Source organism: Microbacterium sp. NPDC089321, from assembly GCF_040684935.1.
Classification (GTDB): domain Bacteria; phylum Actinomycetota; class Actinomycetes; order Actinomycetales; family Microbacteriaceae; genus Microbacterium.
This window is the reverse complement of the sequence record NZ_JBFBGX010000002.1, coordinates 1-24761: the sequence shown is the minus strand read 5'-3', so window position 1 is coordinate 24761 and position 24761 is coordinate 1. Positions and strand designations below refer to the sequence as shown.

The 24761-nt window shown below is 69.7% G+C and carries 20 protein-coding genes and 1 riboswitch; of the genes, 14 read left to right on the top strand and 6 right to left on the bottom strand.

The features are described 5' to 3' along the window. Positions 1-16 precede the first annotated feature (16 nt). Both AB0N59_RS08125 and AB0N59_RS08120 read left to right on the top strand, forming a co-directional pair. Positions 17-787 (top strand): enoyl-CoA hydratase-related protein, encoded by a 771-nt coding sequence (locus tag AB0N59_RS08125; protein ID WP_363481340.1) that lies wholly within the window; start codon positions 17-19, stop codon positions 785-787. A gap of 57 nt (positions 788-844) precedes the next feature. Continuing rightward, positions 845-2368, top strand: a complete 1524-nt coding sequence (locus AB0N59_RS08120) for an ATP-dependent DNA ligase (RefSeq protein ID WP_363481337.1) — start codon at positions 845-847, stop codon at positions 2366-2368. 6 nt (positions 2369-2374) lie between these two features. On the opposite strand, the gene AB0N59_RS08115 is transcribed toward AB0N59_RS08120, so the two are convergent. After that, a complete protein-coding gene (locus AB0N59_RS08115) occupies positions 2375-2884 on the bottom strand; it encodes a phosphoribosyltransferase (RefSeq protein WP_363481334.1) in 510 nt (169 codons plus the stop codon). A gap of 132 nt (positions 2885-3016) precedes the next feature. On the opposite strand from AB0N59_RS08115, the gene AB0N59_RS08110 reads away from it, so the two are divergent. Continuing rightward, a complete protein-coding gene (locus AB0N59_RS08110; protein WP_363481331.1) occupies positions 3017-3832 on the top strand; it encodes a class II glutamine amidotransferase in 816 nt (271 codons plus the stop codon). On the opposite strand, the gene AB0N59_RS08105 is transcribed toward AB0N59_RS08110, so the two are convergent. Beyond that, positions 3829-4974 (bottom strand): YihY/virulence factor BrkB family protein, encoded by a 1146-nt coding sequence (locus AB0N59_RS08105; protein WP_363481328.1) that lies wholly within the window; start codon positions 4972-4974, stop codon positions 3829-3831. The genes AB0N59_RS08110 and AB0N59_RS08105 overlap by 4 nt on opposite strands. 258 nt (positions 4975-5232) lie before the next feature. Here AB0N59_RS08105 and AB0N59_RS08100 point away from each other — a divergent pair, with 258 nt between their 5' ends. After that, positions 5233-6888, top strand: a complete 1656-nt coding sequence (locus AB0N59_RS08100; RefSeq protein ID WP_363481325.1) for a thiamine pyrophosphate-binding protein — start codon at positions 5233-5235, stop codon at positions 6886-6888. Positions 6889-7007: 119 nt separating this feature from the next. On the opposite strand, the gene AB0N59_RS08095 is transcribed toward AB0N59_RS08100, so the two are convergent. Next, positions 7008-8864, bottom strand: coding sequence for an FAD-dependent monooxygenase (locus tag AB0N59_RS08095; protein ID WP_363481322.1), 1857 nt, complete (start codon positions 8862-8864; stop codon positions 7008-7010). 100 nt (positions 8865-8964) lie between these two features. On the opposite strand from AB0N59_RS08095, the gene AB0N59_RS08090 reads away from it, so the two are divergent. Continuing rightward, positions 8965-9651, top strand: a complete 687-nt coding sequence (locus AB0N59_RS08090; protein WP_363481319.1) for an IclR family transcriptional regulator — start codon at positions 8965-8967, stop codon at positions 9649-9651. Positions 9652-9735: 84 nt separating this feature from the next. Here the strand turns inward: AB0N59_RS08090 and AB0N59_RS08085 are convergent, their stop codons facing one another. Next, positions 9736-11112 (bottom strand): MFS transporter, encoded by a 1377-nt coding sequence (locus AB0N59_RS08085; RefSeq protein ID WP_363481316.1) that lies wholly within the window; start codon positions 11110-11112, stop codon positions 9736-9738. 147 nt (positions 11113-11259) lie between these two features. Here AB0N59_RS08085 and AB0N59_RS08080 point away from each other — a divergent pair, with 147 nt between their 5' ends. The 7 genes from AB0N59_RS08080 to AB0N59_RS08050 all read left to right on the top strand — a co-directional run bounded on the left by AB0N59_RS08080 (position 11260) and on the right by AB0N59_RS08050 (position 19064). Further along, on the top strand, positions 11260-12726 hold the full coding sequence (locus tag AB0N59_RS08080; protein ID WP_363481313.1) for a fumarylacetoacetate hydrolase family protein: 1467 nt from the start codon (positions 11260-11262) through the stop codon (positions 12724-12726). After that, on the top strand, positions 12723-13403 hold the full coding sequence (locus AB0N59_RS08075) for a GntR family transcriptional regulator (RefSeq protein ID WP_363481310.1): 681 nt from the start codon (positions 12723-12725) through the stop codon (positions 13401-13403). Before AB0N59_RS08080 ends, AB0N59_RS08075 begins: the two co-directional genes overlap by 4 nt. Next, positions 13403-14923 carry a 5-carboxymethyl-2-hydroxymuconate semialdehyde dehydrogenase gene (gene hpaE / locus AB0N59_RS08070; RefSeq protein WP_363481307.1) on the top strand — a complete coding sequence of 507 codons (1521 nt, stop codon included), beginning with the start codon at positions 13403-13405 and terminating at the stop codon, positions 14921-14923. Before AB0N59_RS08075 ends, hpaE begins: the two co-directional genes overlap by 1 nt. A 36-nt stretch (positions 14924-14959) precedes the next feature. After that, positions 14960-16126 carry a 3,4-dihydroxyphenylacetate 2,3-dioxygenase gene (hpaD, locus tag AB0N59_RS08065; RefSeq protein ID WP_363481304.1) on the top strand — a complete coding sequence of 389 codons (1167 nt, stop codon included), beginning with the start codon at positions 14960-14962 and terminating at the stop codon, positions 16124-16126. Then, positions 16123-16911: a fumarylacetoacetate hydrolase family protein gene (locus AB0N59_RS08060; RefSeq protein ID WP_363481301.1), complete on the top strand. Its 789-nt coding sequence runs from the start codon at positions 16123-16125 to the stop codon at positions 16909-16911. The genes hpaD and AB0N59_RS08060 overlap by 4 nt, the downstream gene beginning before the upstream one ends. Beyond that, complete coding sequence (locus tag AB0N59_RS08055) at positions 16896-17699, top strand: aldolase/citrate lyase family protein (RefSeq protein WP_363481298.1); 804 nt, start codon at positions 16896-16898, stop codon at positions 17697-17699. Before AB0N59_RS08060 ends, AB0N59_RS08055 begins: the two co-directional genes overlap by 16 nt. Before the next feature lie 135 nt (positions 17700-17834). Next, a complete protein-coding gene (locus AB0N59_RS08050; RefSeq protein ID WP_363481295.1) occupies positions 17835-19064 on the top strand; it encodes an MFS transporter in 1230 nt (409 codons plus the stop codon). 49 nt (positions 19065-19113) lie between these two features. On the opposite strand, the gene AB0N59_RS08045 is transcribed toward AB0N59_RS08050, so the two are convergent. Both AB0N59_RS08045 and glyA read right to left on the bottom strand, forming a co-directional pair. After that, positions 19114-20001 carry a bifunctional methylenetetrahydrofolate dehydrogenase/methenyltetrahydrofolate cyclohydrolase gene (locus AB0N59_RS08045; RefSeq protein ID WP_363481292.1) on the bottom strand — a complete coding sequence of 296 codons (888 nt, stop codon included), beginning with the start codon at positions 19999-20001 and terminating at the stop codon, positions 19114-19116. 117 nt (positions 20002-20118) lie between these two features. Then, positions 20119-21393 (bottom strand): serine hydroxymethyltransferase, encoded by a 1275-nt coding sequence (glyA, locus tag AB0N59_RS08040; protein ID WP_363481289.1) that lies wholly within the window; start codon positions 21391-21393, stop codon positions 20119-20121. Between the two features lie 36 nt (positions 21394-21429). Further along, positions 21430-21512, bottom strand: a riboswitch (ZMP/ZTP riboswitch). A 73-nt stretch (positions 21513-21585) separates the two neighbouring features. Here glyA and AB0N59_RS08035 point away from each other — a divergent pair. Both AB0N59_RS08035 and AB0N59_RS08030 read left to right on the top strand, forming a co-directional pair. Beyond that, positions 21586-23103 carry a family 20 glycosylhydrolase gene (locus AB0N59_RS08035; RefSeq protein WP_363481286.1) on the top strand — a complete coding sequence of 506 codons (1518 nt, stop codon included), beginning with the start codon at positions 21586-21588 and terminating at the stop codon, positions 23101-23103. Next, positions 23100-24287, top strand: coding sequence for an amidohydrolase family protein (locus tag AB0N59_RS08030; protein ID WP_363481283.1), 1188 nt, complete (start codon positions 23100-23102; stop codon positions 24285-24287). Before AB0N59_RS08035 ends, AB0N59_RS08030 begins: the two co-directional genes overlap by 4 nt. The last annotated feature ends 474 nt before the right edge of the window (positions 24288-24761 follow it).

The window sequence follows — 24761 nt, the reverse complement described above, 5'->3', positions numbered from 1 at the left end:
CGAGTCAGGAGCAGCCATGATCGACATCCGCATCGCCGACGACGTCGCGCACATAACCCTGAACGCGCCCGAACGCCTCAACGCGCTCGACGAGCAGGCGCTGCACGGGCTGCATGCCGCCTACGACGAGGCGGAGCGCGCCGGAGTGCGCGCGCTGCTGCTGCGCGGCGAGGGCAGGGCGTTCTGCGCGGGGCGCGACATCTCGGGCGTCGATCCGCGCGACGACGATGTGATGGGCTACCTCGGGGGGATCGTGACTCCCCTGCTCAAGCGCATGGCGGAGTTCCCCGCGCCCACCTTCGCCGTCGCGCACGGCGCGTGCCTGGGCGTCGGCCTCGGCCTGCTGATCGCGAGCGACGTGGTCTACGTCGCCGAGTCGGCGAAGATCGGCTCGCCTTTCGCTGCACTCGGAGCCACGCTCGACTCCGGCGGTCATGCCCTGTTCGCCGACCGTCTCGGTGCGCACAAGACCCTCGATCTGATCTACACGGGCCGGCTCATGTCGGGCGCCGAGGCCGTGGCATCCGGTCTCTTCTCCCGGGTCTTCCCCGACGACGAGGCGCGGACGGCGGCCGAGGATGCCGCTCGCACGGCGTCCCGCGGTGCGACAGCCGCGTTTCTCGCCAGCAAGCGGCTGATCGCCCGTATGCGCGACGAGCGACTGGCCTTGTGGGAGTCCGTCGACATCGAGAACGCCGCTCAGGCGGCGCTCTGCGACACCGACGACTACCGCGAGGGCTTCGCCGCGTTCCAGCAGAAGCGCAGGCCGGAGTTCCACGGTCGCTGAGCCGGAGCCGGCGCAACCCCCTGGGTCGATGTCCGGGGCCGGTGACAGGATGCAGAGATGATGCTCTCCGAGCTGGTCACGACCGCCGAACGGATCGCCGCGACGTCGTCCCGGCTCGCGAAGATCGATGCCCTCGCCGCACTGCTCTCGTCGGCTCAGCCCGACGAGATCCGTCCGCTGATCGGACTGCTGCTCGCCGCGCCACGGCAGGGCAGACTGGGCGTCGGATGGCGGACGCTCGCCGGTCTCGAATCGTCTCATGCCGATGCTCCTTCGCTCACGATCGCCGACGTGGATCAGGCGCTGGATGCCCTGGCCGGGGCGTCAGGAACCGGCTCCGCCGCCGCACGCCAGAAGCTGCTGCAGAGCCTCGCCTCGCAGGCCACCCCCGCCGAGTGGGATCTGCTGACGCGCGCGATGATGGGCGAGCTGCGCACCGGCGCGCTCGGCGGCGTGATGCTCGACGCGATCGCCCGCGCGTCCGACCGACCGGTCGCCTCCGTGCGGCGCGCGGCGATGCTCTCCGGCGATCTCGGCGAGACCGCCGTGATCGCCCTGACCCGAGACGAGGGCGACCTCGACGCGGTCGGACTCGCGGTCGGGCGCCCCGTGATGCCCATGCTCGCCTCGACCGCCGCGACACCGACGGCCGCCCTGGAGGTCACCGGGATGGCCTCCGTGGAGTACAAGCTCGACGGCGCACGCATCCAGGTTCACAGGCACGGCGACGAGGTCGGCGTGTACACCCGAAGCCTCGCCGATGTGACGCACCGGGTTCCCGAGCTCGTCGAGATCGTGCGCTCCCTTTCGGCCGTCGACATCATCCTCGACGGCGAGACGCTGGCACTCGATGAAGACGGCGCACCGAGACCGTTCCAGGAGACGATGTCTCGCTTCGGGGCCGACGTCGCGCGCGAAGTCGCGCTGCGGCCCTGGTTCTTCGACATCCTCCACGTCGACGGCCGCGACCTCATCGACGAGCCGCTCAGCGTTCGCCTGGCGGAGCTCGAACGGGTCGCCGGCGAATGGCGCATGCCCGGGGTCGTGACCGGCGACGCCGATGACGCCGAACGGCTCTCCCGAGAGGCGCTCGCAGCCGGTCACGAGGGCGTGCTGGTCAAGGCGCTGGAGTCGACCTACACGGCCGGGCGCCGCGGCAAGTCATGGGTGAAGGTGAAGCCCGTGCTCACCTACGACCTCGTCGTCCTCGGCGTCGAGTGGGGTTCGGGCCGGCGCACGGGGATGCTGTCGAACCTGCACCTCGGCGCACGCGATCCCGAGGGCGAGTTCGGAGACCCGGGCGGTTTCGTCATGGTCGGGAAGACGTTCAAGGGGCTCACCGACGAGCTGCTCCGCTGGCAGACCGAGACGTTCCCCGCGCTCGAGACGCGACGCACGCAGAGCACCGTCTTCGTGCGACCCGAAGTGGTGGTCGAGATCGCGATCGACGGCGTGCAGCGCTCACCGCGCTACCCCGGCGGCATCGCTCTGCGATTCGCGCGGGTGAAGGGCTACCGTCACGACAAGCCGGCGGCGGAGGCAGACACGATCCAGTCGCTCAGAGCGCTGCTGCGCGGCTGAGCGGGCTCACGCGCTCGGCGGCAGCCCCTGGTCCTCCTCGATGACCGTTCCCTTGAACGACCACGGGAAGTTGATCCACCGGTCGGTGTCCTTCCACGCGTAATCGGGCTGGATGATGGTCGACGGCTTCGTGTAGATGGTGACAGAGCGCACATCGGCGCCCTTCTCCTTGAGCAGCTGCACGGCGAGCGCCAGAGTGCGTCCCGAATCGGCGACGTCGTCGACGAGAAGAACCCGACGGCCGTTCAGGTACTCCATGTCGAGCTCGGGCGGCAGCACCTCCGGTGCGTCGAGCACCGTGCCGATGCCCGTGTAGAACTCCATGTTGATCGCACCGCAGTTCTTCACGCCCAGTCCGTAGGCGATGGCACCGGCGGGCAGCAGACCGCCGCGGGCGATGGCGACGACCACCTCCGGCACGAAGCCGCTGTCGATGATGTCTCGAGCGAGATCGCGCGTGGCGTCGCCGAATCCGTCCCAGGTGAGCGTCTCGCGCTCGATCAGTGCCTCAGTCACCGTCCCATTCTGTTACATGGATGGCGTACCAGGGCGACGGATTCCGCCCCTCTTCAGCGGGAATGGGGTAGAAACGATGGAGGGGATGCGCCGCCCGCCGCACCCTCGCCCAGATATCCGAGGTATTCCATTATGTGCCGCCTGTTCGCTTTCGTCTCTCCCGACCACTCCGCCGCCCGCCGCGAGCTCGGTCACGACGGCATGGAGAGCCTGCTCTCGCTGGCGCGACTGCACGGCGACGGGTGGGGCTGGGCCGGCGTCACCGAGCCGGGCAGCGCCCCGGACGCGCGGCGTTCGGCGCGGTCGGCGATCGGCGACGCGCAGTTCGATCAGGCGATGGATGCCGAGTGCCGCGCCGCCATCGTTCACCTCCGCTGGGCGACGGCAGGGCTGCCGGTGCTGGACTGCAACGCGCATCCGTTCGAGGTCGACGGCGTCGCGTTCTGTCACAACGGGACGGTCAAGCCCCTCGACCGGCTGCAGTCTCTGCTCTCGCCCGAGAGCGTCGCCGCTCTCACCGGCACCACAGACAGCGAGATGTACTTCGCGCTCATCCGCGAACAGGTCGCCGAGGGTCTCAGCCTGCACGAGGCCACGACCCGCGTGGCGGCCAGGCTGCGCGAGCTGTTCCCGCTCGCCAGCCTCAACGCTCTGCTGATCGACGCTGACGAGCTGATCGTCGTGCACGCCAGCGCGACCAGCATCCTGACCGAGCACGATCTCTCCCGTCTCGCCCCGCTGGCCGACGTGCTGCCGAGCGAGCACAACGAGGACTACTTCGCGCTGCGCTGGCGCGAGGCCGCCGACGGCACGATCGCGGTCGGCTCGACCGGCGTCGCAAGCGCCGGCTGGACCCCGCTGCCGGCTGAGTCGGTGACCTCGATCAGCCTGGCCGACAGGTCGGTGTCGACGCTCGAGCTCGCAGCGGTCCACGCGCTCCAGGTCTAAGAGCGACCCCGCTCGTCGTCGCCGTCTCGTTCGCCCGCATCCCGGCGATCACCGGCGCCGTCCCGCTGCGCCTTGAGCCGCAGCTCGCGGCCCTCGTCGACGGTCTTCTGCTCCTTCTCCTGCATCTTCTTGCTCTGCCGGTCGTCACGAGGGGGCAGCTGGATGCTCTCCTCCGCCTCGATGCCGGCCTGCAGCTGACGACCGCGTTCCATCTCGGCGTCGAACTCCGCGCCGAACAGCAGCGACAGGTTCACGATCCAGAGCCACAGCAGCAGGATGATGACGCCGGCGATGCTGCCGTACGTCTTCTGGTAGTTGCCGAAGTTGATGACGTAGAAGAAGAAGCCGAGTGAGGCGATGGCCATCACGATGAGTGCGACGAACGCGCCCAGGCTCATCCAGCGGAACTTCGGCTGCTTCACGTTGGGGCTGCCGTAGTACAGGATCGCAAGGGCGAGCACCGCGAGGATCACGATGACGGGCCACTTCGCGATGTTCCACACGGTGATGGCCACCTCGCCGAGACCCACCGCCTCGCCGATGGCCTCTGCGATCGGGCCCGACACGATCAGGAGCAGCACGATCGCCACCGCGATGATCAGCAGGATGACGGTCAGCAGCAGCACCATCGGACGCAGCTTCCAGAACGGCCGGCCCTCGTCGATCTCGTAGACCGTGTTCATCGCCTGCGAGAACGCGCTGACGTAGCCCGAGGCCGACCAGATGGCCCCGACGAGACCGATCACGAGAGCGAGGCCCGCGGCATCCGACTGGGCGAGCTGCTCGATCGGCTGGCGGAGCACTTCGACCATCGACTCGTCGGTGACCCGGCGCAGCACCCCGAGAAGCAGATCGGTCGTCTGCTGGGCCTGCCCGAACAGGCCGACGAGCGAGACGACGGCGAGCAGGGCGGGGAAGATCGCGAGCACGCTGTAGTAGGTCAGCGCGGCGGCGAGGGTGGTGCACCGGTCACGCGAGAACTCCGTCAGCGAGCGCTTGAGAGCGTACTTCCACGAGGGCTTGTCGATCTGGGGCGGCGACTGGGGCTTGCGCGGGTCGTCCGGCGACGGCGCCTGACGCGCTTTCGCCGTGCTGCTCTCGGCGTCGCCCTGCGAGGCCGGCTGCTCGAGATTTCCCGACATGGTGCCCTCCGTGCTGCTGTGCGATCGTGCGAGACACCCACTCTCCGGCGCCTGGCCCGTTCGCACCACCGCCTCGACGCCCGGCGCTGCGAGGGCTATATTGCAGCGCACCCGCCGACCGCCTCGGCGCTACTATCGAAAGGTCCGGCCGCACACTGGCCGATGCTCGAAAAAGGGGCACGAAGCACTCCGCGATGCAGCGCGAGACGCGAGACACATACGGATCCCTCCGTTCCCTGTCTTGAAAGGCGCTTCCGCATGCCCACTGTCTCCGCTCACGTCGCCCTCACCCTGGCCACGCACATCGACCACGTCTTCGGCGTGATGGGCAACGGCAACGCGTACTTCCTCGACGCGATCGAGAAGCAGACCGATGCCGTCTTCACCGCCGTGCGCCACGAGCAGGGCGCCGTGGTCGCCGCTGACGCCCACTTCCGGGCATCCGGTCGCATCGCCGCCGCCACCTCGACGTACGGTGCGGGATTCACCAACACCCTCACCGCTCTCGCCGAGGCCGTGCAGGCGCATGTGCCGCTCGTGCTCGTCGTGGGAGACGAGCCGACCTCAGGCCCCCGCCCCTGGGACGTCGACCAGATCGCGATGGCCTCGGCGGTCGGCGCACGCACGTATACGACCGGGCATGCAGACGCCGCAGCCACCACCGTCATCGCGATCGAGCACGCCCTGACGTACCGCGTACCGGTGGTTCTCGCGATCCCCTACGATGTCGCGTCCCTCGAGGCGGGTCCTGTCGCCGAGGCACCCGCGCCGCGCATTCCGGAGCCGCTCGCCCCCCGGGGCGAATTCGCCGACGGGATGCTGCACGAGATCGCCCACGCGCTGAGCTCGGCCGAGCGTCCGTTCCTGCTCGCCGGCCGCGGCGCCTGGCTCGCCGGCGCGAGCGAGGCCCTCGGAGCCCTGGCCGAGAAGACCGGTGCGCTCACGGCGTCCACCGCCCTCGGCCGTGGGGTCTTCCCCGACACCCGCTACGACCTGGGCGTGACGGGCGGCTTCGGCGCCGACGGCGCCATGCAGCTCGTGCGCGAGGCCGACGTCGCCGTGGTCTTCGGAGCATCGCTCAACCAGTTCACGATGCGCTTCGGCGAGCTGTTCGCGCCCGGCACCCGAGTGTTCCAGATCGATGTCGCGCCGGCGGCGACGCACGCGCACATCGGCGGCTTCGTGCGCGCCGACGCACGCCTGGCGGCCGAAGCGCTCGTCGAGCGACTCACCCGGGCATCCGGTGCCGCGCGCTCCTCCTGGCGCGAGTCGGTCGATGTCAGCGCCGCCCGCGCGTACGCGGAGGGCGACGAGCTGGCCGCCGACGGGCGGCTCGACCCACGATCGGCTGCTCGCCGCATCGCCGAGCTGCTGCCGGAAGACCGCGTCGTCGTGTCGGACGGCGGGCACTTCATCGGCTGGGCGAACATGTACTGGCCGGTCGCCGCTCCCGACCGGATGATGATGGTCGGCACCGCCTTCCAGTCGATCGGCCAGGGCTGGCCCAGCGTGGTCGGCGCCACGCGAGCACGCCCCGAGCAGACGATCGTGCTGACCTCCGGCGACGGCGGGGGCCTGATGGCGATCGCCGACCTCGAGTCCGCCGTGCGCGCGGCCGCGGGGCACGGTGTCGCCGTGGTGTGGAACGACGCCGCCTACGGCGCCGAGGTCAACCTGTACGGCCTGAAGGGCCTCGCCGAGGGGCCGATGCTGATCCCCGAGGTCGACTTCGCGGCCTTCGCCGGCGCGGTGGGCGCCGAGGGCGTCGTCGTGCGCAGGCTCGACGACCTCGAGCGCCTGCGCACCTGGGCAGCCGAAGACCCGGCCGAACGCCGCTTCCTGGTGCTCGACCTGCGCATCTCGGGCACGGTCGTCGCTCCGTACCAGCAGGAGATCATCCGCGTGAACTCCTGACCCGGCATCCGGAGTCGCACGGAACCCAGGAGGACGCAGGAAACGCAGGAGCCGATCCGAGATCGACTCCTGCGTTTCGCGTGAAGTCCTGCATTCCGCGCGCGATGGCGCGACGGGGCTCAGGATGCCGGCAGCAGCGCACCCTCGAAGAACGCGGCCATCTCGTCGACGCCGTCGAGCGGCAGGATGGCGGCGACGTACTGGTCGGGGCGCACCACGATCACGACGCCGTCGCGCGAGAGCTCGCGCGCCTCGAAGATGTCGGTCTCGTTCCACTTGCTCGGCGCAGACGCGTAGACCTTCTCCCAGTCGGTCAGGCCCAGCGGGCCGGTCTTCGGAGCGAAGAGCTCGGGCACGGTGGTCACCTCGACGTCCTCGTACGAGCCCTGGTGGATCGCCTTCACATCGAAGACCGAGTCGACGTCGGCGTCTGCCGGGGTGAAGCGCGCGAAGACTCCGGCCGCTTCCGACGCCCACGCCTTCAGGGCGTCGCCCGAGCCGTCGCCGAAGGCGTACACGCGCCAGCGGCCATCGGCCTTGGCGTGATGGCCGAGGTGGATGACGTTGCCGTCGCAGACGCGCGTGACCTCGGCCGACTTGAAGCGCTTGCCGAGCGGGAATCCGGCGGCGAGCGCCTGGTGCCGGTCGCTGCCCACGATCATCGACGAGGTGTACTGCGTCATGAAGCCGGAGGGGAACTCGGCGGTGCCGAGGTAGAAGGTCGCCAGCTCCTGCGGGTCGGAGATGTCCTCGGGCTTGCGCGCCATCAGGCTCGACCACTCGCGGTCGAAGTCGATGAGCTGCTGGGCCACAGGGCGGCGCTCGGCCCCGTACGTCGCGAGCAGCGATTCCGGACTGCGGCCGGTGAGCACCGAGCCGAGCTTCCAGCCCAGGTTGAAGCCGTCCTGCATCGACACGTTCATGCCCTGCCCGGCTTTGGCGCTGTGCGTGTGACAGGCGTCGCCGGTGAGGAAGACGCGCGGGGTGCGGCTGCTCTCGTCGACAACGTCGTCGAAGCCGTCGGTCACGCGGTGCCCCACCTCGTAGACGCTGTGCCAGGCGACGTCCTTCACGTCGATCGTGTACGGATGCAGGATCTCGTTCGCCTTCGTGATGATCGCCTCGATGGGCGTCTTGCGCACGCGGTGGTCGTCATCGGCGGCGACTTCACCGAGGTCGATGTACATGCGGCTGAGGTACCCGCCCTCGCGCGGGATGTGCAGGATGTTGCCCGCCTCGGCGTTGATCGCGCACTTGGTGCGCCAGTCGGGGAAGTCGGTGTTCACGAGCACGTCCATGACACCCCAGGCGTGCGCGGCCATGTCGCCGACGTGGGTGCGGCCGATGGCCTGCCTGACGCCGCTGCGAGCGCCGTCGCAGCCGGCGACGTACTTGGCGCGGATCGTGCGCTCGGTGCCGTTGTCGTCGACGCGCACCTCGACGGGGTACTCCCCCTCGTCGTGCACGGTGAGTCCGAGGAAGGCGACCCCGTAGTCGGGCACGATGCGGCCGGGGCCGTGAGCGGCAGCCTCGGCGAAGTAGTCGAGCACGCGGGCCTGGTTGACGATCAGGTGCGGGAACTCGCAGATGTCGTACGCGTAGTCGGCGGTGCGAGCGGTGCGGATGATGTTCTGGCGGTTCTCGGGGTCGGGCCCCCAGAAGTTCATCCAGCCGATGTTGTAGGCCTCGGCGATGATGCGCTCGGCGAAGCCGAACGCCTGGAACGTCTCGACGCTGCGTGGCTGGATGCCGTCGGCCTGGCCGAGCACGAGGCGTCCTTCGCGCTTCTCGATGATGCGCGTCGAGACGTTCGGGTACTGCGACATCTGGGCGGCGAGGAGCATGCCGGCGGGTCCGGAGCCGACGATCAGCACGTCGGTCTCATCGGGGAGCCGAGCGGGGCGGTCGATGCCCAGCCCTTCGGCGTCGAGCACCCGGGGGTCATGGGAGACATAGCCGCGGTGGTGGAACTGCATCGTCGTCGATTCCTTCCAGCGTGTTCTATATTCGAACACGACGTTCTACTATTGAACACATCGTATCCGAGGCGGCGACGCCCCGACAAGAGGAGAGCCCATGGCCGCCCCTGCATCGCAGACGCTGAGCCGCGGCATCCGGATCCTCGAGATCCTGGCCGACGGCCCGCTGTCGATCGACGAGGTCGCCGCCCGCCTCGAGGTGCACCGCTCGATCGCGTACCGGCTGCTGCGCACGCTCGAAGACCACCGGCTCGTGATCCGCGACGCGACCGGCCGTACGGCGCTCGGTCCGCGCATGGCGGCCCTCGCCGCCGGCGTCGCGCACGACCTGCAGGCCGAAGCGCTCCCCGAGCTCACGGCGGTGGCGAACGAGCTCGGGCACACCGCGTTCCTCGCCGTCCTCGACGGCGACGAGGTCATCACGCTGACCAGTGTCGAGCCGCGGCACACGGTCGCGAACGTGGCGCAGCGGCCGGGCACCAGGCATCCGATCACCGTCGGCGCACCGGGCAAGGCGATACTCGCCGAGCTCCCCGACGCCGAGTGGCCGCCCCTCGACGAGGCGCTGCGCATCGAGGTGCTCGCGGCCCGCGAGCGCGGCTACGCGCTCAGCCACGACGAGGTCATCCCGACCCTCAGGTCGATCGCCGTGCCGCTCTCGCTGCGGGGCAAGCGCCCGGCGGCACTCGCGGTCGTGCACGTGGCCTCGCGCGTTCCGGATGCCGAGATCGCCGACCGCCTGCAGCGTTCGGCGAGCATCATCCGGGCATCCCTCGACGGCTGACCGCGCTGACGGAAGCAGGCCTGGAAGGCGATCCGGCGGGATCGTCCTCCAGGCCTGCGCAGACCCGTCACTGACGAGCGATGCTCAGTCGGTCACCCCGACACCCTGCAGCGGGGTGCGCGCCTGCTCGGTCTCGTGGTCGATGCCGAGCGGCAGACCCGAGCGATCACGGAACGCGAGCGTGGCGAGCAGGCCGATCACGGTCATGACCGCGAGGTAGATCGTCACGGAGTCGGTGCCCCCGGTCGTCTGCACGAGCCACTCGGCGACGGTCGGGGCGAAGGCGCCGCCGAGGATCGCGCCGAGGGCGTACGAGATCGAGACGCCGGAGAAGCGCACCGAGGCCGGGAAGATCTCGGCGTAGAACGCCGCCTGCGGGCCGTACGTGAAGCCGAGTCCGATCGACAGGATCATCAGACCGAGCGCGAAGGGCACCAGTTCTCCGGTGTTGACGAGCGGGAAGAGCGTGAAGACGCCGACGAGCTGCAGCGCCCAGCCGAGGAGGTACGTGCTGCGGCGACCGATCCGGTCCGACAGGCCGCCGGCGAACCACGTCGAGACCAGCCAGACGATCGCGCCGAACGCGACGGCCCAGAGCACCTCGGGGCGGGTGAGGCCGAGGCCGTTGGTCGCGTACCCCTGGATCCATCCGCCCGTGGTCATGTAGCCAACGGCATTGTTGCCGGCGAACACGAGCGCGGCGATCACGACCACCAGGCCGTAGTTGCGGAACAGCGCGACGATCGGGGTCTTGGTCTGCGCGGCGCGCTCAGCGATCTCGGTGAACACGGGGCTCTCCTCGACGCTGCGGCGGATCCACCAGCCGACGAGGATCAGCGCCACCGACAGCAGGAACGGCACGCGCCAGCCCCACTCGAGGAACGCGTCGCCGGGAGCGATCATCGACATGATGGCGATCACGGCGCTCGAGAGCAGCAGTCCGAGCGGAACGCCCACCTGCGGGGATGCGCCGTAGGCCCCTCGGCGCGAGCGCGGCGCGTGCTCGACGGCCATCAGCACCGCACCGCCCCATTCGCCGCCCGCCGAGATGCCCTGCAGCACGCGGAGCAGAACGAGCAGCACGGGGGCGACGACGCCGATCGCCTGGTAGGTGGGCAGCAGCCCGATGAGCGCGGTCGCGACGCCCATGCCGAACAGCGTGATGACGAGCACCTTCCGCCGACCGATGCGGTCGCCGAAGTGACCGGCGAGGAAGGCGCCGAGGGGGCGGAAGAGGAAGCTGAGGCCGACCGTGAGGAACGCCAGGATGCGTCCGAACTCCGGACCCGCCGGCTCGAAGAACAGCACACCGAACGCGAGGCCGGACATGGCCGCGTAGGTGAAGAAGTCGTACCACTCGATGGTCGTGCCGACCACTGTCGCGAAGATGACGCGGCGCCTGTCGGCCCCGCTCGCGATGGTTCCGGTCGGGGTGAGTCCACCCTCTGGCTGTGCGCCCATGTCAGCTCCTCTGCTGTGACACCTGTGTGACACCGTCGTCCGGGTGGCGTCGGGATGCTTGCCACCCGTCCGAGGATCATATACGATTTCGAATACGACGCACAAGGACTCCACGAGTCGCCCGTGCACAACGCAAGGAGGCGCCCCATGACAGAGCTCGCCCGCCCCGGCAAGATCATCGCGATCCACCTCAACTACGTCTCCCGCGCCGACCAGCGCGGACGCCGGCCCGCCGCCCCGTCGTACTTCTTCAAGCCGGCCAGCTCCGTCGCCGGCACCGACGGCGTCGTCGAGCGTCCCGCCGGCACCGAGCTCCTCGCCTTCGAGGGCGAGATCGCCCTCATCATCGGCACGGCCGCCCGCCGCGTCCCGACCTCCGAAGCGTGGGCGCACGTGGCCCACGTCACCGCCTCGAACGACCTCGGCCTGTACGATCTGCGCGCCAACGACAAGGGCTCGAACGTGCGCTCCAAGGGCGGCGACGGCTACACCCCCGTCGGCCCCGGGCTCATCGACGCGGCATCCGTCGACCCCGCTGCGCTCCGCGTGCGCGCCTGGGTCAACGGCGAGCTCGCGCAGGACGACACGACCGCCGGACTTCTCTTCCCCCTGCCCCAGCTCGTCGCCGACCTCTCGCAGCACTTCACGCTCGAACCGGGCGACATCATCCTCACGGGCACGCCCGCCGGTTCCAGCGTGATCGTGCCGGGCGACGTCGTCGAGATCGAGGTGGACGCTCCGGATGCCCCTGGAGCGCCCTCGTCCGGACGCCTGCGCACCACGGTGACCCAGGGCGAGGTCGAGTTCGATCCCTCTCTCGGCTCGATGCCCGCCGTCGACGACCTGCAGCGCGCAGAGGCATGGGGATCGCGCGAGCTCGCCGGCCTCCCGCCCGTCGAGCAGACCCCCCGGCTCTCCCCCGAGCTTCGCGCCAAGCTTCTCGAGGCGCCCACCGCCGGCCTGTCGAGCCAGCTCCGCAAGCGCGGCCTGCACTCGTGCTTCATCGACGGCCTCTCGGCCAACCTCCCCGGCGCCAAGATCGTCGGCACCGCCAAGACGCTGCGCTTCGTGCCCGCGCGCGAAGACCTCTTCAAGACCCACGGCGGCGGATACAACGCGCAGAAGCGCGCGTTCGACGCCGTCGGCGAGGGCGAGATCATCGTGATCGAGGCACGTGGAGACGAGACCACCGGCACGCTCGGCGACATCCTCGCGCTGCGCGCCAAGACCCGCGGCGCGGCCGGAGTTGTCACCGACGGCGGCGTGCGCGACTTCGACGCGGTCGCCGAGATCGGCCTGCCGGTCTTCTCGAAGGGCGCGCATCCGTCGGTGCTCGGCCGCAAGCACGTGCCGTGGGAGTTCGACGTCACGATCGGCTGCGGCGGCGCCACCGTGCAGCCCGGCGACATCATCGTCGGCGACGGCGACGGCGTGATCGTCATCCCCGCGGACCTGGCCGAGAAGGTCGCCGACGAGGCCATCGCGCAGGAGCACGAGGACGCCTGGATCGCCGAGCAGGTCGCCGCGGGCCACCCCGTCGACGGGCTGTTCCCGATGAACGCCGAGTGGCGCGCGAAGTACGACGCCCGCGAGCAGGCGGGCGAGGCGAAGTGAGCACCCTCGTCCGCGAGGGCAGCAAGTCCGAGCAGGCGTACTCCTGGCTTCGTGCGCGCATCGCATCGCACGCCTACGGGCCCGGCTACCGCCTGGTGCTCGGCGCGATCGCGCGCGAGCTCGACATGAGCGTGGTTCCGGTGCGCGAGGCCATCCGCCGGCTCGAGGCCGAAGGGCTCGTGACCTTCGAGCGCAACGTCGGCGCCCATGTGGCGTTGATCGACGAGAACGAGTACGCCCACACCATGCAGACTCTCGGCCTGGTCGAGGGTTCGGCCACCGCGCTCTCGGCTCCCCTGCTCGACGACGATGCGCTCGATCGGGCCGCGGCGATCAACGAGCAGATGCGCGAGCTGCTCGAGCACTTCGACGCGCACCGCTTCACCCAGCTCAACCAGCAGTTCCACTCCGTGCTGTTCGAACCATGCCCCAACCCGCACATCCTCGACCTAGTGCATCGCGGGTGGGGACGGCTCTCGGGCATCCGGGACTCGACCTTCGCCTTCGTGCCCGGCCGGGCCCGGCACTCGGTCGAAGAGCACGACCAGATCCTCCGCCTGATCCGCGACGGCGCCACGCCGCTCGAGATCGAGCTGTCCGCACGACACCACCGCTGGCGCACCCTGGACGCGTTCCTGGCTGCCCGGCACTCCCACTCCAGCGAAGAAGGACGATGATGACCGACGTCTACACCCCCGCAGACCTGCCCTCGAAGATCCAGCACTACATCGACGGCGAGTTCGTCGACTCGATCGACGGCGACACGTTCGAGGTGCTCAACCCCGTCACCAACGAGACCTACGTGCACGCCGCGGCCGGCAAGAAGGCCGACATCGATCGCGCGGTCGCCGCGGCCCGCCGCGCGTTCACCGAGGGCCCCTGGCCGCGGATGCTGCCGCGCGAGCGCTCACGGGTGCTGCACCGCATCGCCGACATCGTCGAGTCGCGCGATGCCCGTCTCGCCGAGCTCGAGTCGTTCGACTCGGGTCTTCCGATCACGCAGGCCCTCGGCCAGGCCCGCCGCGCCGCCGAGAACTTCCGCTTCTTCGCCGACCTGATCGTCGCGCAGGCAGACGACGCCTTCAAGGTGCCCGGCAAGCAGATGAACTACGTCAACCGCAAGCCGATCGGCGTCGCGGGCCTCATCACCCCGTGGAACACCCCGTTCATGCTCGAGTCGTGGAAGCTCGGTCCCGCGCTCGCGACCGGAAACACCGTGGTGCTCAAGCCCGCCGAGTTCACGCCGCTCTCCGCGTCGCTCTGGGCGGGCATCTTCGAAGAGGCCGGCCTTCCGAAGGGCGTCTTCAACCTCGTCAACGGCCTCGGCGAAGACGCCGGTGACGCGCTGGTCAAGCATCCGGACGTGCCGCTCATCTCGTTCACCGGCGAGAGCCGCACCGGCCAGATCATCTTCGGCAACGCCGCCCCCTTCCTGAAGGGACTGTCGATGGAGCTGGGCGGCAAGAGCCCCGCCGTCGTCTTCGACGACGCCGACCTCGACACCGCGGTCGACGCCTGCGTCTTCGGCGTGTTCTCGCTGAACGGCGAGCGCTGCACGGCCGGCAGCCGCATCCTGGTGCAGCGCGGCGTCTACGACGAGTTCGTCGAGCGGTTCGCCGCGATCGCGAAGCGCGTCAAGGTCGGCCACCCGCACGACCCGAAGACAGAGGTCGGCGCGCTGGTGCACCCCGAGCACTACGAGAAGGTGATGAGCTACGTCGAGATCGGCAAGACCGAGGGCCGCCTGATCGCCGGCGGCGGTCGCCCCGAGGGCTTCCCGACCGGAAACTACGTGGCGCCCACCGCGTTCGCGGACGTGGCGCCGGATGCCCGGATCTTCCAGGAGGAGATCTTCGGCCCCGTCGTGGCCATCACCCCCTTCGACACCGATGAAGAGGCGCTGGCGCTCGCGAACAACACCCGCTACGGCCTCGCGGCGTACATCTGGACCAACGACCTCAAGCGCGCGCACAACTTCGCCGGCGCCGTCGAGGCGGGCATGGTGTGGCTGAACTCGAACAACGTGCGCGACCTGCGCACCCCGTTCGGCGGCGTCAAGGCATCCGGTCTCGGACACGAGGGCGGCTACCGCTCGATCGACTTCTACACCGATCAGCAGAGCGTGCACATCACCCTCGGCGCCCCGCACAACCCCGCCTTCGGCAAGCAGGACCTCGACGACCCGGACCCCCGCTGACCCGGCCGCAGGAACACACAGAGCAAGGACGCTGACATGACCAACCACGCTGGCAAGACCCTCACCTCCTCCGGCTTCTATGTGAGCCAGGAGGCGCCGATCCACACCGACGACCCGATCGCGACTCCCGTCGCGACGCCGCCCGACATCCTGCGCTGCGCGTACATGGAGCTCGTCGTCACCGACCTCGCCGCTTCGCGGCAGTTCTACGTCGACGTGCTCGGCCTGTATGTCACCGAAGAGGACGACGAGACCATCTACCTCCGTTCGACCGAGGAGTTCATCCACCACAACCTCGTGCTGCGCAAGGGCGAGCTGGCGGCGGTGGCGGCGTTCTCCTACCGTGTTCGCACCCCTGAGGACCTCGACCGCGCGGTCGAGTTCTACACCGAGCTCGGCTGCGATGTGCGTCGCAACCCGGAGGGCTTCGTCAAGGGCATCGGCGACTCGGTGCGCGTGGTCGACCCGCTCGGGTTCCCGTACGAGTTCTTCCACCAGAGCGAGCACGTCGAGCGGATGTCGTGGCGCTACGACCTGCACATCCCGGGCGAGCTGGTGCGCCTCGACCACTTCAACCAGGTCACCCCCGACGTGCCGCGAGCCGTGCGCTTCATGCAGGATCTCGGCTTCCGCGTCACCGAGGACATCCAGGACGGCGAGGGCACCGTGTACGCCGCGTGGATGCGCCGCAAGCCCACCGTGCACGACACCGCCATGACCGGCGGCGACGGCCCTCGCATGCACCACGTGTGCTTCGCGACGCACGAGAAGCACAACATCCTCGCGATCTGCGACAAGCTCGGAGCCCTGCGCCGCTCCGACGCGATCGAGCGCGGCCCCGGCCGCCACGGCGTCTCGAACGCGTTCTACCTCTACCTGCGCGACCCCGACGGCCACCGCGTCGAGATCTACACGCAGGACTACTACACCGGCGATCCCGACAACCCCGTCGTCACGTGGGACGTGCACGACAACCAGCGTCGCGACTGGTGGGGAAACCCGGTCGTGCCCAGCTGGTACACCGACGCGTCGCTCGTGCTCGACCTCGACGGCAACCCGCAGCCCGTGCGCGCCCGCACCGATTCGAGCGAGATGGCCGTGACCATCGGCGCCGACGGCTTCTCGTACACCCGCCCCGACGAGGGCGAGGAGTCGATGCCCGCGTGGAAGCAGGGCGAGTACAAGCTCGGACACCAGCTGTGACGCTTCCCGCCGAGACCATAGCCGCCCTCGCCGCCGAGCTCGCCGAGGCCGAGCGCACGCGCGGTGTGATGCCGCGCATCACCGCCCGGCATCCGGACGCCACGATCGAGGACTCCTACGCCATCCAGGGCGTCTGGCGCGACTCGCAGGTCGCAGCCGGGCGCCGCCTGGTGGGGCGCAAGATCGGGCTGACCTCGCGCGCGATGCAGCAGGCCACGGGGATCACCGAGCCCGACTACGGCGTGATGTTCGACGACACCGTGTACCGCTCGGGCGATGAGATCCCGTTCGACGACTTCTCGAACGTGCGCATCGAGGTCGAGCTGGCGTTCGTGCTGAAGGCCCCCCTCGAGGGCCCGGACTGCACGCTCGACGACGCCCTGGCGGCGATCGACTACGCCGTGCCCGCGCTGGAGGTGCTGAACTCGCACATCGAGCTCGAGGGCCGGACGATCGTCGACACGATCAGCGACAACGCTGCCTACGGCGCGATGGTGCTGGGCGATGTGCATCTGCGCCCCGACGAGATCGACCTGCGCTGGGTGCCCGGTGTGCTGTCGAAGAACGGACAGATCGAGGAGACCGGCGTCGCAGCAGGGGTCCTCGGTCATCCGGCCACCGGGGTGGCCTGGCTGGCGAACAAGTTCCACCAGCACGGTGCACGTCTGGAGGCAGGCGAGATCATCCTGGCAGGATCGTTCACACGGCCGATGTGGGTCGAGCGCGGCGACGAGGTGCTGTGCGACTACCGCGAGATGGGAACCATCGCATGCCGCTTCGTCTAGACCCCACCTTCCGCGACGCGCTCGCGACCGCCGATCGCCCGCTGATCGGCATGTGGCTGAGCACGGGCACCACCCTGAACGCCGAGATCTGCGCCGGTTCCGGTATCGACTGGCTGCTCATCGACATGGAGCACGGCCCGAACACGATCGTGTCGGTGCAGCAGCAGCTGCAGGTGATCGCGCCGTATCGGGTGCCCACGATCGTGCGGGTGCCGGTGAACGACGCCGTGATCATCAAGCAGGTGCTCGACACCGGCGCGCAGAACCTGCTCGTGCCGATGGTGGCCTCGGCCGCAGAGGCGCAGGCGGCCGTCGCCGCCGTGCGCTACCCGCCCGAGGGCGTGCGCGGCGTCGGCTCGGGCCTCGCCCGCAGCGGACGCTGGGGCCGGCTCGCCGGCTACGTGCCGAACGCGTCCGAGACGATCTCGCTGTTCGTGCAGATCGAATCGGCGGATGCCGTGGCCGCAGCGGCCGAGATCGCCGCGGTCGACGGAGTCGACGGCGTGCTCGTGGGGCCGGCCGACCTCGCGGCGTCGATGGGCTTCCCCGGTCAGCAGTCTCACCCCGACGTGCTCGCCGCCGCGCACCAGGTGTTCGAGGCGGTCACGGCAGCCGGCAAGAAGATCGGAGTGAACGCCTTCGATCCGGCGGGCGCCGACGCGTTCCTCGACGCGGGCGCCCATTTCCTCTCGGCGGGCGCCGACGTGACGATCCTCGCCAGGGGCGCCGAGGCGCTCGCAGCGCGGTTCATCCGGGCATCCGCGGCAGCCGAGACCGACACGTACTGACTGCCTACAGGCACAACTCCGGAGAATCAGGCCGGAACGCATGCCGATCGGGCTGTTCCGCCCCCTTCGCGTGCAGTTCTCCGGAGTTGTGACGGCGTGTCAGGATGAACGGATGCTGCATTCGAGGATGACGCCGTGAGCCGCGGCCTCGCGGCGATGACCGATCGCAACTTCCGCTGGTTCTTCCTCGCTCGGGCGATCACGATGGTCACGGGGTCGATGTCGTCGATCGCACTGGCGTTTGCCGTTCTCGAGATCGACAACGACCCCTTCAGCCTGTCGCTTGTGCTCACGGCGTTCACGCTCGCGAACATCGTCTTCGTGCTGTTCGGCGGAGTGGTCGCCGACCGCCTCCCCCGCGCGCTGGTGATCCAGGTCTGCTACGTGCTCGACATCCTCTCGATCGGCACGATCGCGGTGCTGCTGTTCACCGAGACCGCGACGGTGCCCGCGGTCGCGGCGCTCGCAGCGCTCAACGGCGCATCGACCGCGTTCGTCATGCCGGCGATGCAGGGCATCATCCCCCAGCTGACCAGCCCCGAGAACCTGCAGCAGGCGAACGCCATGCTCTCGTTCGTTCGGTCCGCCGTGACGATCGGCGGGCCCGTCATCGCCGGGATCCTGGTGACGACGGTGGGACCAGCCTGGGCGATGCTCGTGCAGATGGCCGGGTGGCTGGTCGCGATCCCGATCCTGGCGATGGTGAAGCTCCCGCCGCCCGCGGGCGACGGCGGATTCTCGCTCTTCTCCGATCTGCGCACCGGGTGGACCGAGTTCTGGAGCCGCTCCTGGCTGGTGGCCGTCGTGCTGGCGTTCATGATCATGAACGCCATCCACGTCGGAGCGTGGGGCGTCGTCGGCCCGTACATCGCGAAGAACGACGAGCGTCTCGGCATCGCCGGCTGGGGCTGGGTGGTCAGCGCCGAGGGCGTCGGCGTGCTGCTGATGACGCTCGTGCTGATGTGGCTGCCGCTGACGCGTCCGCTTCGGTTCGGGATGCTGGGCATGAGCCTCTTCGCGATCCCGCTGACCATGCTCGGTGTGCATCCCGCGGTCGTGCTCGTCGCGATCGCGGCGTTCCTCGCCGGTGCCGGCGCCGAGGTGTTCAGCACGGGGTGGAACGTCGCGATGATGGAGAACATCCCGCTCGACAAGCTCAGCCGGGTCTCGAGCTACGACATGCTCGGCAGCTTCGTCGTGATGCCGATCGGGACGCTCGTGTACGGCTGGCTCATCACGCACGCCGAGCCCTCGACGGTGCTGATCACCTCGGGCATCCTGTACGCCGTCATCGCGGTCGGAACCACCTTCGTGCCCTCCGTCTGGCGGATGGGACGGGTCGAGGCGGCGACCGTCAGGAGCTGAGCCCGACGACCGCCGCCTCGAAGCCGCGATGTGCGGCGGCGACCCGTGATCAGTCGGAGGTCACCAGCCGCTCGGCGGCCTCGACGACATTGGTCATGAGCAGCGCGACGGTCATCGGACCCACCCCGCCGGGGTTCGGCGAGACGAATCCCGCGACCTCGGCGACGTCGGGGTGCACGTCGCCGTAGACCTTCGACGCGCCCGTCTCGGCATCGGTCTCGCGGGTCACGCCCACGTCGAGCACCGCAGCGCCGGGCTTGACGTCCTCGGCCCTGATGAGGTGCTTGACGCCTGCGCCGGCGACGATCACATCGGCCTGACGCAGGAAGGGCGACATGTCGGGGGTGCCGGTGTGCACCTGGGTCACCGTGGCGTTGATCGCGCGGCGGGTGAGCAGCAGGCCCATCGGGCGTCCGATGGTCACGCCGCGGCCGACGACGACCACGTGCTTGCCCGCGAGGTCGTAGTCGTTGCGAAGCAGCAGGTCGATGACACCACGGGGCGTGCACGGCAGGGGCGTGTGGATCGGGCCGTTGACGTTCAGCACGAGACGCCCGAGGTTGGTCGGATGCAGTCCGTCGGCATCCTTCGCCGGATCGATGCGCTCGAGGATCGCATCGGTGTCGAGGTGCCTGGGCAGCGGGAGCTGCACGATGTAGCCGTGGCAGCCGTCGTCTGCGTTGAGCTCGTCGATCAGCGCCCCGACCTCGGCCTGCGTGGCGTCGGCCGGCAGCTCGCGCTGGATCGAGTTCATGCCGATGGCCTCGGACTGCTTGTGCTTCATGCCGACGTACAGCTGCGACGCAGGGTCCGCGCCGACGAGCACCGTCGCGATGCCCGGGACGATGCCCTTCTCACGCAGCGCCGCGACGCGCTCGGTCAGCTCGCTCTTGATGGCGGCTGCGGCCGCCTTCCCGTCGAGGATCTTCGCGGTCATGGGGTCCTCCTTCAGCGAGGAGCCGCATTCCGCGTGAGCGACCATGCGGCATGGTCTCTCACGCGGGAACTGGCTTCTCGCACACGATCTGGTTTCGCGCGAGCGGGGTCCGGATGCTTACTGCTGCAGGTCCGGGTAGAGCGGGAACGCGCCGGCGAGGGCGTCGACGCGGGCGCGCAGCGCCTCGATGTCGGCTCCGGGCTGCAGGGCGAGGGCGATCACGTCGGCGACCTCGGTGAACTCGGCGTCGCCGAACCCGCGGGTCGCGAGCGCCGGGGTGCCGATCCGCAGGCCCGAGGTGACCATCGGCGGGCGGGGGTCGTTCGGCACGGCGTTGCGGTTCACGGTGATGTGGATCTCGTGCAGCAGGTCTTCGGCCTGCTTGCCGTCGATCTCGGCGTCGCGGAGGTCGACGAGCACGAGGTGCACGTCGGTGCCGCCCGAGCGCACGGCGATGCCGGCGTCCGTGACATCCTGCTGCGAGAGCCGGTCGGCGGTGATCGCCGCTCCGCGCAGCACGCGCTCCTGGCGCTCCTTGAACTCGGGGCTGCCGGCGATTTTGAACGCGGTCGCCTTCGCGGCGATCACGTGCATGAGCGGACCGCCCTGCTGGCCGGGGAACACCGCCGAGTTGATCTTCTTCGCGATGTCGGCGTCGTTGGTGAGGATGAAGCCCGAGCGCGGACCGCCGATGGTCTTGTGCACGGTCGACGAGACCACGTGCGCGTGCGGAACGGGGTTGGGGTGCAGGCCCGCGGCGACGAGGCCCGCGAAGTGAGCCATGTCGACCCAGAGCAGCGCGCCGACCTCGTCGGCGATCGCGCGGAAGGCGGCGAAGTCGAGGGTGCGGGGGTATGCCGACCAGCCGGCGATGATGACCTTCGGCTTGTGCTCGATGGCCAGGCGCCGCACCTCGTCCATGTCGATGGTCGAGGTCTCGGGGTTCACCCCGTAGGCGACGATGTCGTAGAGACGGCCGGAGAAGTTGATCTTCATGCCGTGCGTGAGGTGGCCGCCCTGGTCGAGCGAGAGGCCGAGCAGCGTGTCTCCGGGGCGGGCGATGGCGTGCAGCACCGCGGCGTTGGCGGTCGCGCCCGAGTGCGGCTGCACGTTGGCGAACTCCGAGCCGAACAGCTGCTTGGCGCGGGCGATGGCCAGCTCCTCGGCGACGTCGACCTCTTCGCAGCCCCCGTAGTAGCGGCGCCCGGGGTAGCCCTCGGCGTACTTGTTGGTGAGGACCGAACCCTGCGACTGCAGCACCGACACCGGCACGAAGTTCTCGGATGCGATCATCTCGAGGAAGGTCTGCTGGCGCTTCAGCTCCCGGTCGAGCACCTCGGCGATCTCGGGGTCGACCTCGGCGAGCGGGGCGTTGAAGTAGCGGTCGGTCATGACAGTCTCCTGTTCACAAGGGAATTAGGGGTGTTCCTCATCGGCCCAGGCGCGCGGTCGATTCCTATGAGGCCGCTCCCCGGTGGTGACCCACCCAGACGCCAGTCGCGACGCAAGAAGCTTAGCGGATCCGCTCGCCCGGATCCGATCCGGCGACGTCATAATCGGCGCGCACCGGGATACATTTTGTTCATGGTCTTTCCTGTTGCGGCGGGGCTCGTTCCTGCGCCCTCGTCCGTCGCCATCGGCGACGGCTTCCTGCCCCTCCTGCCCGGCATGACCGTGACGGGTCCGTCGCCCGCGTCCGACCGGCTTCGGGATGCTGTCGCGCGGCGCACCGGCATCCGCCTCGAGCCCGCAGCCGACCCTGCCGAGGCCGCCGTCGTCCTGCGCATAGACGCCGATGTCACGGCCGCCGAGGGATACAGGCTCACGGTCGGCGAGCGCATCGAGGTCGCCGGCGGCGATGAAGCAGGCGACTTCTACGGCGTCGAGACCCTGCTGCAGCTGCTGACCGACGCCGATGGCGGCTGGGGGTGGCCCACGGCGCGGATCGCGGATGCCCCGCGTTTCGAGCACCGCGGCGTCATGCTCGACGTCGCGCGCCGCTTCTTCCCCGTCGACGAGGTGAAGACGATCATCGACCGCGCCGCCGCGCTCAAGCTGAACCGCCTCCACCTGCATCTCAGCGACGACCAGGGCTGGCGCATCCAGATCGATTCCTGGCCCCTGCTCACCGAGCGCGCCTCGGGATTCGCGGCCGACCCCGGCGACCCGGGCGGCTTCTACACGAAAGACGACTTCCGCGAGATCGTCGCGCACGCGGCCTCGCGCCATGTCGTCATCATCCCCGAGATCGATCTGCCCGGCCACACCCATGCTGTCGGAGTCGCCTACCCCGAGCTCGTCGAAGAGCCGCATCTGCACCCGGCTCTGCTCGCCGACGCCGAACGACTCGGCCACGCGCTCCCTGTGAAGGGCGAGCCGTACACCGGCTGGGGCGTCGGCCACTCGAGCCTGCGCATCCACGAGCAGCGAACCTGGGACTTCGTACGCGACGTGCTCACCGAGATCGCCGAGGTCTCGCCAGGCCCATGGATCCACGTCGGCGGCGACGAGTCGCTGGGCACCTCCGCCGACGATTTCGCCTATGCGATCGAGTGCGCCACGTCGATCGTGCGCGAGCTCGGCCGCATCCCGGTCGCGTGGCACGAGGCGGGAGCCGCGCCTGCACTGGCGGAAGGCTCGGTCGGGCAGTACTGGGGCCTGCTCGAGCCCGAGGAGACCCACGCGGCCCACGCGGCCCACTTCGTCGCACGCGGCGGCAGGGTCGTGCTCTCGCCGGCCGACGCCGTGTACCTCGACATGAAGTACGACGCCGACTTCCCGCTCGGTCTGGCGTGGGCCGGCACCGTGAGCGTGCAACGGGCGCACGGGTGGGATCCGACCGCGCTGCTCGACCTGCCGGCGGATGCCATCGCCGGCATCGAGGCGCCGCTGTGGACCGAGACCGTGCGCAGCCTGCCCGACGCCGAACTGCTGATGTACCCGCGCATCGCGGCTGCCGCCGAGATCGCCTGGTCGCGGATGGCCTTCGAGGAGCGCAGCTGGGAGGAGTTCCGAACCCGTCTGGGCAGGCTCTCGCCGCTGTGGCAGTCTGAGCGCATCCGATTCCATCCCGTCGACGAGATCCCCTGGAGTGCACGATGACCCCCGAGCCCGCGATCACCACCGATACCACTCGCTCGCGCGTCATCCACTCGGCACGCATCGTCGACGGCGACGGCACCGTCACCGAGAACGGCTGGGTGCGCGTCGAGGACGGCCGGGTCGCGGCGCGCGGCACCGGCGCCGACTGGACCCCGGCCGATGAGGTGGTCGATGCGGCCGCCGTCGCAGGACCGGATGCTGTGCTGACCCCCGGCTTCATCGACATCCACGGCCACGGTGGCGCGGGCGGGGCCTACGACGACGGGGCGGAGGCCATCCGTCGCGGTCGTGCCATGCACCGCTCCCACGGCACCACGCGAGCAGTGATCTCGCTGGTCACCGCCACCGTCGACCAGCTGGCCGAGCAGGTCGCGACGATCGCCGATCTCGCCGGCACGGATGCCGACATCCTCGGCAGCCACCTCGAGGGCCCCTTCCTCGACCCGGGGCATCAGGGGGCGCACGAGCCCTCGCTGCTCCGGCATCCCGACCCGGCTGATGTGACCCGCCTGCTCGAGGCGGGGCGGGGCACGGTCAGGCAGGTCACGATCGCGCCCGAGCTTCCCGGCGGCCTCGAGGCGGTCCGCCTCGTCGTCGAGCACGGTGCGGCCGCGGCAGTCGGGCACACCGACGCCGACGCCGCGATCGCACGCCAGGCCTTCGAGGCAGGAGCGTCGATCCTCACTCACGCCTTCAACGCGATGAACGGCATCCACCACCGCGCTCCCGGACCGATCCTGACCGCCGCCGCCGATCATCGAGTGGTGCTCGAGGGCATCGCCGACAACTTCCACCTCGCGCCCTCCGTCATCAAGCTGCTCTTCGACATCGCCCCGGGGCGCGTCGCCCTGATCACGGACGCGATGGCCGCCGCCGGCAGCGCCGACGGGCATTACGACCTCGGTGCCGTCAAGGTGACGGTGAAGGACGGCATGGCGCGCAGGGACGACACCGGGTCGATCGCCGGATCGACCCTCACCCAGGACGTGGCGCTTCGCCGCGCCGTCGAGGCGGGCGTGCCTCTGGGCGATGCGGTGCGCGCTCTGACGGCGACGCCTGCCGCGGCCGTCGGCTTCAGCGGCTCTCTCGGGATGCTGCAGCCGGGCTTCATCGGGGATGCCGTGCTGCTCGGACCGGATCACGTGGTCGCAGCCGTGTGGGTGGGCTCCGCGCCGACGCGCTGAGATCCCGGAGACGGATGAGGGCCGCCGCACTCCCCAGAGCGGCGGCCCTCGCGTCCCCCGGAGCCGACTGCAGCCGAAGGCTCCTCCCCCGAGGACTTCGACCGAGCGTGTCGCGGCGCGATACCCGTTCGCCGAGAGTCCGCCGCATCCGCCCCCCGGTGGTGCATCGGACCTGCTCCGCATGAAGAGACGTCACTCCGGCCCGTTCATTACGCGACTGTGCGAAAAACCTCTCGGGCACTCCGAAACACGCCATTTCGCGTCACGCCCGCGCGATACGCGCCAACTTCGTCGACTCGCGTGATCCCGCGACATCGTCCGCGTCTCTGGATATGGATGCACGCTGTCGACGAGCACTTGGGGGATGAACGTGACGACGGAGAATACGAGCAGCGAGGTGCTGGCCGACGCTGATCTCGTGCTGCGCACGCGGTCGGGTGATGCTGAGGCGTTCGGTGAGCTGTGGCGTCGTCA

Coding starts and splice junctions, on each gene's coding strand:
- AB0N59_RS08125 (WP_363481340.1), top strand. CDS start 17: ATGATCGACATCCGCATCGCCGACGACGTCGCGCACATAACCCTGAAC.
- AB0N59_RS08120 (WP_363481337.1), top strand. CDS start 845: ATGATGCTCTCCGAGCTGGTCACGACCGCCGAACGGATCGCCGCGACG.
- AB0N59_RS08110 (WP_363481331.1), top strand. CDS start 3,017: ATGTGCCGCCTGTTCGCTTTCGTCTCTCCCGACCACTCCGCCGCCCGC.
- AB0N59_RS08105 (WP_363481328.1), bottom strand. CDS start 4,974: ATGTCGGGAAATCTCGAGCAGCCGGCCTCGCAGGGCGACGCCGAGAGC.
- AB0N59_RS08100 (WP_363481325.1), top strand. CDS start 5,233: ATGCCCACTGTCTCCGCTCACGTCGCCCTCACCCTGGCCACGCACATC.
- AB0N59_RS08095 (WP_363481322.1), bottom strand. CDS start 8,864: ATGCAGTTCCACCACCGCGGCTATGTCTCCCATGACCCCCGGGTGCTC.
- AB0N59_RS08090 (WP_363481319.1), top strand. CDS start 8,965: ATGGCCGCCCCTGCATCGCAGACGCTGAGCCGCGGCATCCGGATCCTC.
- AB0N59_RS08085 (WP_363481316.1), bottom strand. CDS start 11,112: ATGGGCGCACAGCCAGAGGGTGGACTCACCCCGACCGGAACCATCGCG.
- AB0N59_RS08080 (WP_363481313.1), top strand. CDS start 11,260: ATGACAGAGCTCGCCCGCCCCGGCAAGATCATCGCGATCCACCTCAAC.
- hpaE (WP_363481307.1), top strand. CDS start 13,403: ATGACCGACGTCTACACCCCCGCAGACCTGCCCTCGAAGATCCAGCAC.
- hpaD (WP_363481304.1), top strand. CDS start 14,960: ATGACCAACCACGCTGGCAAGACCCTCACCTCCTCCGGCTTCTATGTG.
- AB0N59_RS08055 (WP_363481298.1), top strand. CDS start 16,896: ATGCCGCTTCGTCTAGACCCCACCTTCCGCGACGCGCTCGCGACCGCC.
- AB0N59_RS08045 (WP_363481292.1), bottom strand. CDS start 20,001: ATGACCGCGAAGATCCTCGACGGGAAGGCGGCCGCAGCCGCCATCAAG.
- glyA (WP_363481289.1), bottom strand. CDS start 21,393: ATGACCGACCGCTACTTCAACGCCCCGCTCGCCGAGGTCGACCCCGAG.
- AB0N59_RS08035 (WP_363481286.1), top strand. CDS start 21,586: ATGGTCTTTCCTGTTGCGGCGGGGCTCGTTCCTGCGCCCTCGTCCGTC.
- AB0N59_RS08030 (WP_363481283.1), top strand. CDS start 23,100: ATGACCCCCGAGCCCGCGATCACCACCGATACCACTCGCTCGCGCGTC.